This window comes from Pseudomonas sp. 91RF (assembly GCF_003576265.1).
GTDB classification, from domain to species: Bacteria; Pseudomonadota; Gammaproteobacteria; order Pseudomonadales; family Pseudomonadaceae; genus Aquipseudomonas; species Aquipseudomonas kribbensis.
The window spans coordinates 89,070-103,861 of record NZ_QWFC01000030.1 but is presented as its reverse complement, the minus strand read 5'-3'; the positions used below and the strand labels follow the sequence as shown (position 1 = coordinate 103,861).

Sequence of the window (14,792 nt, the reverse complement as noted above, 5' to 3'; positions counted from 1 at the left end):
GGATTTGTGTCGTGCACAAAACCAATGTGGGAGCGAGCTTGCTCGCGATGGCGTCCGTGAGGACGCCGCCGGATCAGAAGTGGAACTTCACCAGGAAGCTGGTCACGTTCTGATTGGTGGTGAAGCCACGGGTGTCGTCGATCCCGTACTTGTCTTTCCAGTAGTCGTATTCAACACCGACGTACAACTGCTTCTCGCCGAAATTCAGCGCCTTGCCCAGGTCGTATTTCACTTGTGGGTTGAAGTGCAGGTTGGCGTGGTATTCGCCTTTGCTGTTGACGTCGTTGTCGACCACCCAGTCCATGTAGCCGTCGATCAGCACGTTCGAGTTGCCGACCGGAATGGTGTAGGACCAGACCGGCGTGATCTGCCAGACGTTGTCACCCGGGCGCGAACCTTCGGTGTGGCGCTGGTAGAAGTTCAGCTGGAAGTAGTCGAAGCCCGGAATCGCCAGGTCGAAGCCTGGACCGATCAGGTAGGACTCGACGTCGCCTTCGCCGAACTCGTAGGTCATGGCCAGCAGCACGTCTTTGATCGGGCCGAATTCGATCTTCTGGTCGAGCACCTTGCCCAGCGAGATACGTGGCTGGAACTCACCGTAATAGGTGTTGTTGCCGACGCCACCGTCAGGCTTGCCGTTGTAGAAAATCTTGTCGACGAACAGGAAGTTGTCGCCGTACTTCCACGCATCGGCGTGCTCGAAGGTGACGGTCTGCTGGATGGCCGGGTTGACCTTGAAGTCTTTGCCGTACAGGTAGGTCAGGCTGTTGTTCTGCCATTGCAGCAGGCCGTCGGCCATGGCCTGGCCCCCCGCCAGCATGGTTCCCGCAAGCATCAGGCTGGTGCTCATACGTTTCATTCGGTTGCTCCCAAAGTAGGTATTCCACGTTTATTTTTTTGAGTCGGCGCTCTGGTGTGGCGCCTTTTTTCATTGCTGCAAAAATCATCCATCCGGTCAGCTTTCATGCTGTTAGCAAGAGCTGAGCCAAGGCTTTTCGAAAAGCAAAAAAACGCCCGTCGGCTGCTGAAAAACAGTCGATTGAGCGTGTTTTCGGGACGCCTCGGTACTGACCGGGGCCGGGATAAGTTGGCCCGTCGGTCAGGAATTAAATCCGGGCTTTTTTTTAGACCGAATTCAGGAGGCCGCGGAGAATACTGACTCAACGGCCAGGCCTCAAGTGCCCCGCAACAGAGCACCGACGACAGGTAGGCGGCACGGTTGCGGGTCATCTTAGAAGTGCACCTTCACCAGCAGGCTGGCGGTGTTCTGATTGGTGTCGAGGTTGTGGCTGCTTTCGACCCCGTATTTGTTCTTCCAGTAGCTGTATTCGGTGCCGACATACAGCTGCTTCTGACGGCAGCCGAGAGCTTTGCCCAGGTCGTATTTGATCTGCGGATTGATGTGCAGGTTGGCGTGATAGGTGCCACGCGAGTTCTCGTCGTTGTCGACGACCCAGTCGAGATAGCCGTCGATCAGCACGTCGGAATTGCCCAGCGGAAAGCTGTAGGACCAGCCCGGGGTGATCTGCCAGACACCATCGCCCGGGCGCGGGCCTTCGGTCTGACGACGGAAGATGTTCAGGGTGACGTAGTTGAAGCCCGGTACCTTCAGGTCGAAACCGGGGCCGATCAGATAGGCCTCGCTCTCGCCTTCGCCGTACTCGTAGGTCATCGCCAGCAGCACGTCCTTGATCGGGCCGAATTCGATCTTCTGGTCGAAGATCTTGCCGAACGAGAAGCGCGGGGTGAATTCGCCGTAGTAGGTGTGCGGGCCTTTGTTGCGGTCTTCCTTGCCGTTGTAGAAGATCTTGTCGACGAACAGGAAGTTGTCGCCGTACTTCCACTTGTCGGCGTGCTCGAACGTCACCGTCTGCTGGATCGACGGGTTGATCGCGAAGTTCTTGCCGTACAGGTAGCTCAGGCTGTTGGTCTGCCACAGCAATAAATCGCCGGCCATGGCTTGTGATGCGGCCAGCAGGCCGCCGCTCAACAACACGTTGGTTTGAGTCCGGATCATCTGTTGCTCCCTCTTGTTTTTATTGTTTGAGGCGCAGAGCTGCTCTTCCCCTTGTGGGAGCGAGCCTGCTCGCGAAGGCGTTCTTTCAGTCAACTGAAGGGTTGAATGTCATACCGCTTTCGCGAGCAGGCTCGCTCCCACAAGGGCACATCGGTGTTGCTGTTAATGCTGGTGTGCGTGACAGTCGTTGATGGCCGCGCGCTCGGCGCCGCCCAGGATGTTGAACAACAGGTTCAGCGTCAGTGCGCTGAGGGTGGCCATGGCGATCCCGCTGTGGGTGATCGGGCTCATCCACAATGGCAGGTGGGCGAAGAATTCCGGGCGCACCACCGGGATCAGGCCCATGCCGATGCTCACCGCCACCAGCAATTGATTGCGTCGGTCACCGATGTCGGCTTCCTGCAGGATCTTGATGCCGGTGGCTGCCACCATGCCGAACATCGCAATCGCCGCACCACCGAGTACCGCCGGTGGAATCGATGCCACCAGGAACGCCGCTTTCGGCAGCAGGCTGAGGACGATCAACAGACCGCCGGCAACGATGGTCACCGAGCGGCAGCGCACGCCGGTCATCTGCACCAGGCCGATGTTCTGCGCGAAAGAGGAGTGGGTGAAGGTGTTGAAGAAACCGGCAACGAACGATGCGCCGGCATCACACAACAAGCCGCGACGCAGCATGCGCGGGCAGACTTCCTGGCCGGTGATCTTGCCCAGCGCCAGGAACATCCCGGTGGACTCGACGAAGATGATCACCACCACCAGACACATCGACAGGATCGGCGCCAGTTCGAACTTCGGCACGCCGAAATGCAGCGGGGTGACGAACTGAACCCACGGCGCGTTGGCCATGCCGCTCAGATCGACCATGCCGATGGCGCCGCAGAGCACGTAGCCCAGGCACATGCCGATCAGCACGGAGATGTTGACCCAGAAACCGCGCATGAAGCGGTGGATCAGCAGAATGGTCGCCAGCACCAAAGCGGCGATGGCCAGATAAATCGGCGAACCGAATTGAGCGGCGCCAGCGCCGCCACCGGCCCAGTTCACGGCCACGGGGAACAGCGACAGACCGATCGAGGTGATGACCGTGCCGGTCACCAGCGGCGGGAAGAAGCGTACGACCTTGGACATGAACGGCGCGATGATCATGCCGAAGAACCCGGCAGCGATGGTCGCGCCGAAGATTCCCTGCAGACCGATGCCGGGCATGCCGGCCATGGCGACCATGCTGCCGACGGCGGCGAAACTGGCGCCCATCATCACCGGCATGCGGATGCCCATCGGGCCTATCCCCAAGGATTGCACGATGGTGGCGATGCCGGCGACCAGCAGGTCGGCGTTGATCAGGAAGGCGATTTCTTCACGACTCAGGCCAGCGGCCTGTCCGATGATCAGCGGTACCGCGATGGCGCCGCCGTACATCAGCAGAACATGTTGCAAACCGACCAGGATCAGTTGCAAAAGGGGCAAACGCTGAATGGCGGGTGCGTCGGGGATGCGCGCTTTGGACAGCTCGGACATGCAACACCTCGGATCTTTTTTATTCTTGTGATGAACAGCAGCCGGGTTGCTTGCCGCTGTTCTCTTTGCATCAGGCGGACCGCAGTGCGGCCATTCGCGGGCAAGCCCGCTCCCGCAGGGATTGATGATGTCCCTGGGGGAGCAAGCTTGCTCGCGAGGTTTTTACGGCTTAGTTGGTCTGGGCTCCCTGGGCGATCCATGCACCGATCAGGTCACGTTCCTGCTGGGTCATCTGCGTGATGTTGCCCAGTGGCATGATCTGCGTGGTGATGGCTTGCGCCTGGATCCGCGCCGCGTTCTGGCGGATCTGCTCGGGGGTGTCGAACATCACACCGGCCGGGGCAGCGCTGAACAGCGGGCTGGTCGGTTTGGCCGAATGGCAGACCGCGCAGCGTTCCTGGATCACGTTGTGCACCTTGTCGAACGCAGGACCTGCGTTGGATGCCTGAGCCGGAGCAGCGGCGGGTGCAGCAGGTGCAGCAGCGGCGGCCGGTTGTGCCGCTTCAGCCGGTTTCGCGCCACCACCCAGGGCCGTTTCCGGCAGCGGCTGGTACTCGATTTTCGCAGGAGCCTTGGCCACTTCCGGCGCGGTCGGCATCGGCGCAGGGCCGGTGACGTACGCCAGGGTGATCATGCCCACCGCTGCCACCGGCAGGGTCCAGGCGAACTTGTGGCTGTCGTGACGGGTGTTGAAGTAGTGACGCACCAACACCGCCAACACTGCGATCCCGGCCAGGATCAGCCAGTTGTACTGGCTGCCGTAAGTGCTCGGGAAGTGGTTGCTGATCATGATGAACAGCACCGGCAGGGTGAAGTAGTTGTTGTGACGCGAGCGTAGCAGGCCTTTGGCCGGCAGTGCCGGATCCGGCGTGCGGTTCTCGGCAATCGCGGCCACCAGTGCGCGTTGCGCCGGCATGATGATGCGGAACACGTTGCCGACCATGATGGTGCCGATGATCGCGCCGACGTGCAGGTACGCACCACGACCGCTGAACACCTTGCTGAAGCCAAACGCCGCGCCGATGATCAGCACGAACAGGATGAAGCCGAGCAGGGCGGGTTTCTTGCCGAGGGGCGAATCGCAGAGGAAGTCGTAGATGAACCAGCCGGCGATCAGCGAACCGATGCCGATGGCCACGCCTTCAGGGCCGGTCAGGCCGCTGCCGGGTGCCACGAGGTAAAGCACGGGGTTGGAGTAGAACACCACGCAGAGCAGCGCGATCCCCGACATCCAGGTGAAATAGGCTTCCCATTTGAACCAGTGCAGGTTCTCCGGCATCGACGGAGGGGCCAGTTTGTATTTTTCCAGGTGATAGATACCGCCGCCGTGGATCGCCCACAGATCACCGGCAAGACCGGTTTTCGGGTTGACGCGGTTGAGGTTGTTCTCCAGCCAGACGAAGTAGAACGACGCGCCGATCCAGGCCACGCCAGTGATCATGTGAACCCAGCGCACGCTCAGGTTCAGCCATTCCAACAGATGTGCTTCCACAGTCTTTACCTCTCGCCTGTCACTCTTGTTGTCGAGTGATCAGACCTTCTCTTATTGGTGGGGGGCGAGGATCAAACGCTCATCCTCTTTGAAAAAATGCTCATCGCAGTTATTGCCTGTGCCACTGCGATCAACCACCAGGAAGTCATCCCGCTTTTCGATCGTCAGCACCGGGTGGTGCCAGACGCCGCGATGGTAATTGATGCCCTGCCTGCCGTTGGTGACGAAGGCGCGGACCAAGCCTGATACAGGTACATCGCCAAGTGGCGCGACCACGATCAGAAAGGGGTTGCCGAGCAGCGGAATAAAAGCCTGGCTGCCCAGCGGATGGCGTTCCAGCATGCTCACGGTCAGCGGCATGTCCTGCGCGTCGGCGCGGAAGATGCTGATGATCGCGTTGTCCTCGGGCGTCGCGGTTTCGACCGTCGCCAGTTTGTGGAAGCGCATGGTCGAACCGTTGTTGATCATGAAGTGATCGCTGCCGTCGGTTTCGATCACGTCACCGAAGGGGGCGAAGGCTTCTTTGGTCAGCGGTTCAATCGTCAATGTGCGCATGCTGTTCTTTTCCGAATTCTGTGTTGTTGGTTCTGCTTTGTGTGAGGAGGGAGCAAGCTCCCCCCTTACAGGATTCAACGCTTACTTGGCGACCTTGCCGAACAGGCGCAGGCGGCTTACACCACCGTCCGGGAACACGTTCAGACGGATGTGGGTGATCGGGCCCAGTGCCTTGATCTGCTCGACGAAGGTGTGTTCGGCGTGCATTTCCAGCTTCTGGCTCGGCAGCAGTTCGCGCCAGAACAGCGACTGGGTTTCGATCTGGCTGTCGGTGCCGCCTTTTACGAAGGCGCCCTGGATCGAGCAGCTGTCCGGGTAGTTGCCCTTGAAGTGCAGGGTGTCGACGACGATTTTCTCGATCTCGCCCGGGTGGCCCAGCGCGACGATGACCCAGTCATTGCCAGGCGTGCGACGGCGTGCGGTTTCCCAGCCGTCGCCCATGTTGATGCCGCGGCCCGGGTTGAGGATATTGCTCATGCGGCCGAAGTGTTCGTCGGAGCAGGCGAGGGCGCGGCCACCGTTGAGGGCTGCTGCCAGGTCGACTTGCTCGTTGTCGCCAACCGCCGACCAGTCGCGGAACGGAATGCCGTACACGCGCAGACGGGCCACGCCGCCATCCGGGTAGATGTTGAAGCGCAGGTGGCTGAAGGCCTTGTCGTTGCTGATTTCGTGGTAGTGGTGGCTGTTGCCTTGCAGCTCGACGGCCGACAGCACTTCAGTCCACTGGGTGTTTTCGTCCGGCTCGCCCGAGGCCAGGAAGCACGCTTCCAGGGAGGCCGATGGCGGGAAGTTGCCGGTGAAGAATGAAGTGTCGATGTCCACGCCTTTGATCGAACCCGGTACGCCCAGGCGGATTACCGCGCTGTCGTAGCCTTCGAAGCGCTTGCGGCGGGATTCCCAGCCGTCCATCCACTTGCCGTTGTCGTCGAACACGCCCTCCTTCCACACGGCCGGGGTCGGCTGAAACAGACGATTGGCGTCTGCGAACCAGTCATCGGTGACCGAGATGATTTTGGTGCCCAGGCGGGCATCGGCCAGGTTGACGAACTTCTCGAAAGGTACGGCGTAAGCTTTCATTCTTCTTGTCTGCCTTTAAATAAGTGGCTGGGGATGCTTGCGAGGCCCTGGGCGTTCTCCGCGTCTGACACGCTCGGGCCAGGCTTGCTAAAGAGTCAGTAAACGGAACAGGGCAATCTTGTTGATCTCCGCCAGCGCACATTTGAACTCGGTGTCGACCGGGTTGTGAATGCGCGTTTCGAACGCCGCGAGGATCTGATGCCGGTTGCTGCCTTTTACCGCCATGATGAAGGGAAACTTGAACTTGGCCTTGTAGGCGTCGTTCAGCTCGGTGAAGCGAGAAAACTCTTCGGCCGTGCATTGGTGAATACCGGCGCCAGCCTGTTCATTGGTGCTGGCTTCGGTCAACTGGCCCTGGACGGCAGCTTTGCCGGCCAGGTCCGGGTGAGCGTTGATCAGTGCCAGCTGACTGGCGTGATCGGCGCTCAACAGGATGTCGCTCATGCGCTGGTGCAGGGTTTCGATCTGGTCGATCGACGCGTCCTGGCCCAGGTCGAAGGCCTTCTCGGCCACCCATGGCGAATGTTCGTAGATGTCGGCGAAGGCTTTGACGAAGGCGTCGCGGCTCAGGGTCGACGGTTTCAGGGTTTGAAAGGTGCTCATTTGGCAGCCCCTTGGTACGGGTGGGTTTCATGCCAGTGACGGGCGATGTCGACGCGGCGGCTGAACCACACCTGTTCATGACTTTTAGCGTATTCGATAAAGCGTTTGAGCGAAGCCAGACGCGCCGGACGGCCCACCAGACGGCAGTGCAGGCCGATCGACAGCATCTTCGGTGCTTCGGCGCCTTCGGCATAAAGCACGTCGAACGCGTCCTTCAGGTATTCGAAGAAATCGTCGCCCTTGTTGAAACCCTGGACCTGGGTGAAGCGCATGTCGTTGGTGTCCAGTGTGTACGGGATCACCAGGTGCGGCTTGCCGGTCGGGTTGTTCGGTTCCCAGTAGGGCAGGTCGTCGTCGTAGGTGTCGCAGTCGTAGAGGAAACCGCCTTCTTCCATCACCAGACGACGGGTGTTCGGGCCGGTGCGGCCGGTGTACCAGCCCAGTGGGCGCTCGCCGGTGAGTTCGGTGAGGATGCGGATCGCTTCGAGCATGTGCTCGCGCTCCTGAGCCTCGTCCATGTACTGGTAGTCGATCCAGCGATAGCCGTGGCTGCAGATCTCGTGACCGGCTTCGACCATCGCGCGGATCACGTCCGGATGACGTTGGGCGGCCATGGCCACGGCAAAGATGGTCAGCGGAATGTCGAATTCCTTGAACAGTTTCAGGATCCGCCAGACGCCGGCACGGCTGCCATACTCGTAAAGCGATTCCATGCTCATGTTGCGCGCGCCTTGCAGCGGTTGAGCGGCAACCATTTCCGAGAGGAAGGCTTCCGATTCTTTGTCGCCGTGCAGGATGTTGCGCTCGCCGCCTTCTTCGTAATTGAGCACGAACGACAGGGCGATCCGGGCATTGCCCGGCCAGTGTGGGTGAGGAGGGTTACTGCCGTAACCGATCAGGTCGCGTGGGTAGTCAGCGCTCACTGCAGTCTTCCTTCTTATTCGTTGACAGATTGTGTGGCGCCCTGAAGTTTGGATGGCAGGCTGGCGTCACAGCGATGGGCTGATTGTATACAACTTTATTCTCAATTTGTAAGCCTGAATTTTCGCATTTTTCACCGGCTGTCATCTTTTGCTGTTGATGGCGTGAACCTGCAAGAAACCTGCCTGACCAGTCAGCTAATGGTTCAAGGGTTCAATGAATGCATGGTTATCGGGCAGATCCCCGGGAAATCGCAGGATGGCGGAGGTGAGCGGAAAAATGTCGTTTTTATTGTGTACAATTTTTTTGAAAAGTGTCTTAATCAGTCGCTCGCCGCAGCTTTTCGTGCTCCGAAACGGTGCGGTCTCCTTTTCAACTGACTTCGGGAGGCGCGAAGTCTGACTGCTCCACGCAGGCAGGCGCGCAGAATCAATGGGACGTTTGACAACACACGTTTTGGACGCTGCACACGGTTGCCCGGGCGGCTCGATCAAGGTCGAGCTGTACCGCGTTGAAGGTTCGCACCTGGAATTGGTCGCCAGTGCGCTTACCAACAGCGATGGCCGGGTCGATGCGCCGCTGCTGCAAGGCGATGACTACCGTACCGGTGTCTATCAGGTTCAGTTCCACGCCGGCGATTACTACCGCGCCCGTGGCGTCCAGTTGCCGGAGCCGGCATTCCTGGACGTGGTGGTGTTGCGGTTCGGCATTTCTGCCGAACAGGATCACTACCACGTACCGTTGCTGATCTCGCCTTACAGCTATTCCACGTACCGGGGCAGCTGACCCCCAAGCAGCTGCCTCCACCGGGAAGCGACTGCGCATATAGCTTCTTTGGTCTTTCGCCCGCTCACACTGCGGGCTTTTTTTCGTCTCGCCAAAAGCGTTCCGGATTACAGGTTCGCAATCGTTCCGAGCCTCGACTCATCATCCCTGACGATGAAAATGCTGTCCGGTTGCGAAGCATGAATCTGAGATCCGCCCTTGAGCCACACCAGTCTGTTTTCAGCGTGCGCCTGAAGCATTTCCTGTAATGCCGGGTATCCGACCTGGGTGTTCAATCGGGCGTCGGCAGCGTCGGGACCGGAATTCAAGGGCTGATGAATTTTCCTGCCCCTGACGCGGTGCAGGCTGATGAAGAAGACAAAGGGATGATTCTCCCGACGAAACACCAGGGCCGGGAAGGAAGATGAAGGCGTTGGCGTGAAAACATCATAGCCCTGGCGATTCAGGATGTTGGCCATGAGCCGCTTGAGCTCAACGCCTGACTGCGTCGTTTTGAAATAATCCCCCTCTTGTCTTGTGAGGTCGAAGTCCAGTCGCTGCAGGGGGCCTTCCGGGGTCAGGGTTGGCAATTCCAGTGTACGGCTGAGCCCTGGCCCGCCGCTGGATGTAGCCAGCGTCGGCAGCATCAGTAATGGATCGGCCAGTGGCGGATGAGGCGTGCTGTTACCGCGTTTCCAATCGTTGAACGTTTGCCTGAGGCGAGTCAGACCCACGCCGGTTGCCATATCCCCATCGTTGGCCAGACCGAATTGATGTCTGGCTACCTTGTTCATCGAGGTATCCGACAACAGTGGAAAATAAGTGGCGATGTACTGCTTCAGCGGATATTGAAAGGGCAGGTTCGGATCGACCTCCCACTGATTGGCGGGGGGAACGCGGATCGCTCCCCTGGGTTGCTGCATCAGGTCAGTGCCAAGGATGCGTTCCATGTAGTCGAAGTCGTACACCCAGTGTTCCGGATTCTTGATGTAGACGATCGGGTGATCCGGGTCAGTACCGCGCGGCACCAGCAGAAAGCGGATGCCATCGACTTCAATACTGCCGATGGATGCCTGCTGGGGAGGCGCGTCCCATTTTTTCCAGGGATCGGACCATTCCTCACCCGTCGCGGTGGAGGAGCGTTTGGGCGCGACAACGTCTTGCGGATCATCATCCGGGTTTCGCAGGCGCTTGAGCGTCAATCTGGAATCGCTGCCGCCGGTACTCTCGTCGCTGGGTTTCACGCGCCAGGTAAGGGTGTCTTCCACCCGTTCGAGGCGTGGACCGGAAGGTCTGAAGTCGCTGTTCAATCTGGCCCGGAAATGGTTCTCCGAATCAATGCCCAGCAATACGGTGCCCCCTTCCTGAAGATCCACGAAGTGCCTCTGCGTTCCGAGTTCCCGAATGCCGGAAAGCGCATTCGGCGCGGGAAGTCTGGATAGCTGATTGGGTGGAAGGAAAAAATGCTCGATCGGCGCATGGACCACGACATGGGTGATATGGGTCTCGGCCGGAAGGTCGACGATCTCCAGAGGTGCATGCAGGGAGGAGCTTGATTGAACCGGCGTCCTCGGGTGATCGACGGTTACTCGGTCTTCGCCGTGGGGCGCGATGTTCAGCGGCAATCTGTGGAGTGCCGGAGGCCCGATGTCGGGAAGAGTGAAAGGCGTTTCGGGGGAGGTGGTCGATGCACCGGGTTTTATTGGGCGTTTGGGGCTCATGGGTATTTCACTCGCAAGGTCGATTCACGTTGATCAGGCCAGAAGAGGCTGGATGTTCGGTGAATCAACGCTGCGAGGTGCGGTACATATATCTATGCGCCAGGCGAAATATTGACGGGTGTTGCCCGCTCTCGATGGCCTCAGTGACTGCTCAACAATGAGGCTGCACCTGCGCCGCCAAACAGTCCGGCACTGATGCGGTTGAACCAGCTCTGGCCCTTGCCGCTGCGCAGGTAACGTGCGGCACCGTGGGCGCCGAGGCCGTAGGTCAATTTGCACAGCAGATCAAGCACGGTCCAGGTCGCGATCATCACCAGCAGTTGTGGCAGAAACGGCTGTTCGGCGCTGAGGAATTGCGGCAGAAACGCGGCGAAGAACAGGATGTCTTTCGGATTGCTGGCGCCCAGCATGAATGCACGTCCGAAGAGTGCGCGAAAGCGTGGAACCGGTGCCGCCTGCGGCACTTCTGCACCAACCGATGGCTGACGCGATTGCTGCCAGCTCTGCCAGGCGAGGTAGAACAGGTACATCGCACCGACGATCTTCAGCGCGCTGAAGAGTTTTTCCGACGCCAGCAGCAGGGCGCCCAGCCCCAGGGCCGAAGCGCTGAGCAGGCAGATCGACGCACTGACACCACCGAGAAACGCCGGGTAGGAACGGCGCAAACCGTAATTCAGACTGTTGCTGATCATCAGCAACGACAGTGGCCCCGGAATCAGGATCACCACCAGCGCAGCGCCGCTGAACAGCAGCCAGGTTTCCAGACTCATCACTTGCTCCTTTTTATCGTTATCAAGAATGTGCAAAAGCCCCACCCGGTGGGGTGAGGCTGTTTTGAAGCGTGAACCGCGTAGCGCTTACAGGAAGATGAACTTGGCGATGAAGATCGCGCAGAGCACCCACAGGCTGACCGAAATCTCTTTGTACTTACCGGTGCCGGCCTTCAGCGCGACATAGGTGATGAAGCCCAGCGCGATGCCGTCGGCGACCGAGAAGGTCAGAGGCATCATGATCGCGGTGACGATGGCCGGAATGCTGTCGGTCGCTTCGTCCCATTCGATGTGCGCCATGCCGCCCATCATCAGCATCGCTACATAAATCAGCGCGCCTGCGGTTGCATAGGCGGGAATCATGCCGGCCAGCGGGGCAAAGAACATCGCGGCTATAAATAGCACACCTACGGTCACTGCGGTAAGACCAGTCCGACCACCAGCGGCTACACCGGCGGCACTTTCCACGTAACTGGTGACCGGCGGTACGCCGACGACAGCACCGAATACGCTGGAGGCGGAGTCGGCTTTCATCGCGCGGGAGAGGTTTTCGATGCGGCCGTCAGCGCCCACCAGATTGGCGCGCTGGGCAACGCCCATCAGGGTGCCGGCGGTGTCGAACATGTGTACGAAGAGGAAGGCGAGCACCACGCTGATCATGCTGACGTTGAATACGCCGGCGACGTTCATGGCCATGAAGGTCGGCGCCAGGCTTGGCGGGGCGGACATGATGCCCTCGTAGTGCACCAGCCCGATGCCCCAGCCGGCCAGGGTCACGGTGATGATGCTGATGAGGATCGCGCCGAACACTTTGTGGTAGCTGAGGATCGCGATCATCAGGAAGCAGATGGCGGCAAGCAGCGGGCCGGGTTCACGCAGCGAGCCGAGCTTGATCAGCGTGGCCGGGCTGTCGACAACGATGCCGGCGGTTTTCAGGCCGATCAGCCCGAGGAACAGACCCACGCCGGCACCCATCGCAAAGCGCAGGCTGACCGGGATGCTGTTGAGCAGCCATTCGCGAATCCGCGAAAAGGTTAGGATCATGAACAGCACGCCCGAGACGAACACCGCACCGAGGGCGGTTTCCCAGTTGTAGCCCATGGTGCCGACCACGGTGTACGTGAAGAATGCGTTGAGGCCCATGCCCGGCGCCAGGCCCACCGGCCAGTTGGCGTACAGGCCCATCAGCAGGCAGCCCAGTGCGGCGGCGATGCAGGTGGCGACGAAGGCTGCACCGTGATCGATCCCGGCATCGGCCATGATGTTCGGGTTGACGAAAATGATGTAGGCCATGGTGATGAAGGTTGTCAGACCGGCGATCAGCTCGGTCTTCACCGTGGTGCCATGCAAGCTGAGTTTAAAGAGGCGCTCCAGCAGGCCATTGCGTAACGGCGGCGAGAGTTCCAGCGTCGATGCTTCGGATTTGCGGCTTTCCACAGCGAGTACTCCTCAAGAGTTTTATTGTTATTTCCAGGGCCGGACCCTATGAGGGGGTGGCAGCGGCCCTTTGAGGCATACGCGAATTTGTTGACCATGCGGTCAGGAACTCGCACGCAGTGGATTATGCTTTTGTATACAAATAAAGCAAATAATGTTTTTGGTTTGTGGACGAAAGTTTTGAGGATCGCGCTATATCAATCGGCCGAGCGGTTTTTCCCCAACGCCATATTCACCCTGAGCCAGCCGTTGACCGCCGTTTCTCCCGCTTCGGCAAACACCCGCTCCAGTAATTTCACCTGCTCGCGGCGCAATGCCTGCTCAAATTTCGCGCCTTCGACGGTCAGCGTCAGGAGCCGTTTACGTTTGTCTTCTTCGGACGCCACGCTGTCCACCAGATGCATTTCCTGCAACTGACGCAATGGCATATTCAGCGCCTGCTTGCTGACGCCGAGCAGCGCGAGCAACTCCTTGACGCTCAGGTTCGGATAACGCGCGATGAAAAACACGATGCGCTGATGCACACGGGACAGGCCGCGACGCTCAAGCATTTCGTCAGCCTTGGCGGTGAACGCCTGGTAACCGAAGAAAAACGCTTCCATGGCTTGTTGTTGGCTGGCGCAGTTTTTAAGGTCAAGCATATTGACTATTCCAGTGAGGGTGACGTAATTTCAGTCAATAAGTTTGACTCATTTTTCCCACGCCTCGCTAGCGGTGACTTCCATGGCTTTTTCCGAACGTGTCTCGCGTCTCAAAAGTTCTCTGATCCGTGAAATCCTTGCTGCGGCCCAGCGCCCGGAAGTCATGTCTTTCGCGGGTGGCTTGCCGGCTGAAGCGATGCTGCCGAAGGTTGAATGGGCCGACATGCCGCTGTCTCTCGGCCAGTACGGCATGAGCGAAGGCGAGCCCGCGTTGCGCGAAGCGCTGGCGGCAGAGGCGAGGGCGTTGGGGTTGCCGTGTGAGGCGAGTCAGGTGCTGGTGGTCAGTGGTTCCCAGCAAACCCTCGATCTGGCGGCCAAGCTGTACATCGACAAGGGCACCGAAATCCTGCTCGAAGCACCGACCTATCTGGCAGCCTTGCAGATTTTCCAACTGTTCGGCGCCGATTGCCTGACCGTACCTCTGGAAGCTGACGGTCCGAACCTCGCGCAATTGCGCCAGCGTCTGGAGCAATATCGTCCAGCGTTCATTTACCTGATCCCGACCTTCCAGAACCCGTCCGCCGTACGCTACAGCGAAGCCAAGCGCGAAGCTGTTGCGGCGCTGCTCGATGAATTCGGCGTGACCCTGATCGAAGACGAGCCTTACCGCGAACTGACCTTCGACGGCGGCAGCGCCCAACCGATTGCTGGTCGTCTGAAGAAATCCAGCTGGATCTACACCGGCACCGTATCGAAAACCCTGTTGCCGGGCCTGCGCGTCGGCTACCTGATCGCCAGCCCGGATCTGTTTCCGCATCTGCTCAAACTCAAGCAGTCGGCGGATCTGCACACCAACCGCATTGGCCAATGGCAGGCGTCGCAGTGGATCGGCAGTGAAAAATATCAGCAGCACTTGAGTGAATTACGCGGCTTCTACCGTCAGCGCCGCGATGCTTTTCAATCAGCGCTGGAAACCCATTTCGCCGATCTGGCGGACTGGAACACACCGCAGGGCGGGCTGTTTTTCTGGCTGATTCTTAAACAGCCGCTGGACACGCGCACCTTGCTCAATACCGCGCTGGCCAACGATGTGGCGTTCATGCCGGGCGAACCGTTCTTCCCCGAGCCGGATCGCAATCACGGTCATCTGCGCCTGAACTTCAGTCACATCGATCCGGTCCGCCTGGACGAAGGCCTCAAACGTCTGGCAGAAGTGGTGCGCCAGGCACAGGCCGCACAGGCCGCATGAAAAAACCGGCCATCAGGCCGGTT

At 59.4% G+C, this 14,792-nt stretch carries 15 protein-coding genes; 2 read left to right on the top strand and 13 right to left on the bottom strand.

What is annotated here, in order from left to right; translation table 11 throughout:
- Positions 1–73: 73 nt before the first annotated feature.
- The 9 genes from DXT77_RS16700 to puuE form a co-directional block, all read right to left on the bottom strand.
- Positions 74–859: an outer membrane protein OmpK gene (locus DXT77_RS16700; RefSeq protein WP_119428451.1), complete on the bottom strand. Its 786-nt coding sequence runs from the start codon at positions 857–859 to the stop codon at positions 74–76.
- Complete coding sequence (locus tag DXT77_RS29750; RefSeq protein WP_147407010.1) at positions 856–1,230, bottom strand: hypothetical protein; 375 nt, start codon at positions 1,228–1,230, stop codon at positions 856–858. Before DXT77_RS29750 ends, DXT77_RS16700 begins: the two co-directional genes overlap by 4 nt.
- 1 nt (position 1,231) lies before the next feature.
- Positions 1,232–2,017: an outer membrane protein OmpK gene (locus DXT77_RS16695; RefSeq protein WP_119428450.1), complete on the bottom strand. Its 786-nt coding sequence runs from the start codon at positions 2,015–2,017 to the stop codon at positions 1,232–1,234.
- A gap of 162 nt (positions 2,018–2,179) precedes the next feature.
- Complete coding sequence (locus DXT77_RS16690) at positions 2,180–3,538, bottom strand: nucleobase:cation symporter-2 family protein (RefSeq protein WP_119428449.1); 1,359 nt, start codon at positions 3,536–3,538, stop codon at positions 2,180–2,182.
- Positions 3,539–3,707: 169 nt separating this feature from the next.
- Positions 3,708–5,030, bottom strand: a complete 1,323-nt coding sequence (locus DXT77_RS16685) for a urate hydroxylase PuuD (protein ID WP_119428448.1) — start codon at positions 5,028–5,030, stop codon at positions 3,708–3,710.
- Positions 5,031–5,081: 51 nt separating this feature from the next.
- Positions 5,082–5,585, bottom strand: a complete 504-nt coding sequence (locus DXT77_RS16680; protein WP_027613342.1) for an ureidoglycolate lyase — start codon at positions 5,583–5,585, stop codon at positions 5,082–5,084.
- 81 nt (positions 5,586–5,666) lie between these two features.
- Positions 5,667–6,662, bottom strand: a complete 996-nt coding sequence (alc, locus tag DXT77_RS16675; protein ID WP_085710633.1) for an allantoicase — start codon at positions 6,660–6,662, stop codon at positions 5,667–5,669.
- Between the two features lie 87 nt (positions 6,663–6,749).
- Positions 6,750–7,265, bottom strand: a complete 516-nt coding sequence (gene uraD / locus DXT77_RS16670) for a 2-oxo-4-hydroxy-4-carboxy-5-ureidoimidazoline decarboxylase (RefSeq protein ID WP_085710634.1) — start codon at positions 7,263–7,265, stop codon at positions 6,750–6,752.
- Positions 7,262–8,188, bottom strand: a complete 927-nt coding sequence (puuE, locus tag DXT77_RS16665) for an allantoinase PuuE (protein WP_007960032.1) — start codon at positions 8,186–8,188, stop codon at positions 7,262–7,264. Before puuE ends, uraD begins: the two co-directional genes overlap by 4 nt.
- A 430-nt stretch (positions 8,189–8,618) precedes the next feature.
- Between puuE and uraH the strand changes: the two genes are divergently transcribed.
- Entirely contained in the window at positions 8,619–8,972 is a 354-nt protein-coding gene (gene uraH, locus DXT77_RS16655; RefSeq protein ID WP_119428446.1) for a hydroxyisourate hydrolase, read from the top strand.
- 107 nt (positions 8,973–9,079) lie between these two features.
- Here the strand turns inward: uraH and DXT77_RS16650 are convergent, their stop codons facing one another.
- The 4 genes from DXT77_RS16650 to DXT77_RS16635 all read right to left on the bottom strand — a co-directional run bounded on the left by DXT77_RS16650 (position 9,080) and on the right by DXT77_RS16635 (position 13,520).
- Positions 9,080–10,672, bottom strand: a complete 1,593-nt coding sequence (locus tag DXT77_RS16650) for a hypothetical protein (protein ID WP_119428445.1) — start codon at positions 10,670–10,672, stop codon at positions 9,080–9,082.
- Positions 10,673–10,812: 140 nt separating this feature from the next.
- Positions 10,813–11,442: a LysE family translocator gene (locus tag DXT77_RS16645; protein ID WP_119428444.1), complete on the bottom strand. Its 630-nt coding sequence runs from the start codon at positions 11,440–11,442 to the stop codon at positions 10,813–10,815.
- An 87-nt stretch (positions 11,443–11,529) separates the two neighbouring features.
- Positions 11,530–12,879 (bottom strand): NCS2 family permease, encoded by a 1,350-nt coding sequence (locus DXT77_RS16640; RefSeq protein WP_085710637.1) that lies wholly within the window; start codon positions 12,877–12,879, stop codon positions 11,530–11,532.
- A 197-nt stretch (positions 12,880–13,076) separates the two neighbouring features.
- Positions 13,077–13,520, bottom strand: coding sequence for a MarR family transcriptional regulator (locus DXT77_RS16635; RefSeq protein ID WP_119428443.1), 444 nt, complete (start codon positions 13,518–13,520; stop codon positions 13,077–13,079).
- Between the two features lie 82 nt (positions 13,521–13,602).
- Between DXT77_RS16635 and DXT77_RS16630 the strand changes: the two genes are divergently transcribed.
- On the top strand, positions 13,603–14,769 hold the full coding sequence (locus DXT77_RS16630) for a PLP-dependent aminotransferase family protein (protein ID WP_119428442.1): 1,167 nt from the start codon (positions 13,603–13,605) through the stop codon (positions 14,767–14,769).
- The last annotated feature ends 23 nt before the right edge of the window (positions 14,770–14,792 follow it).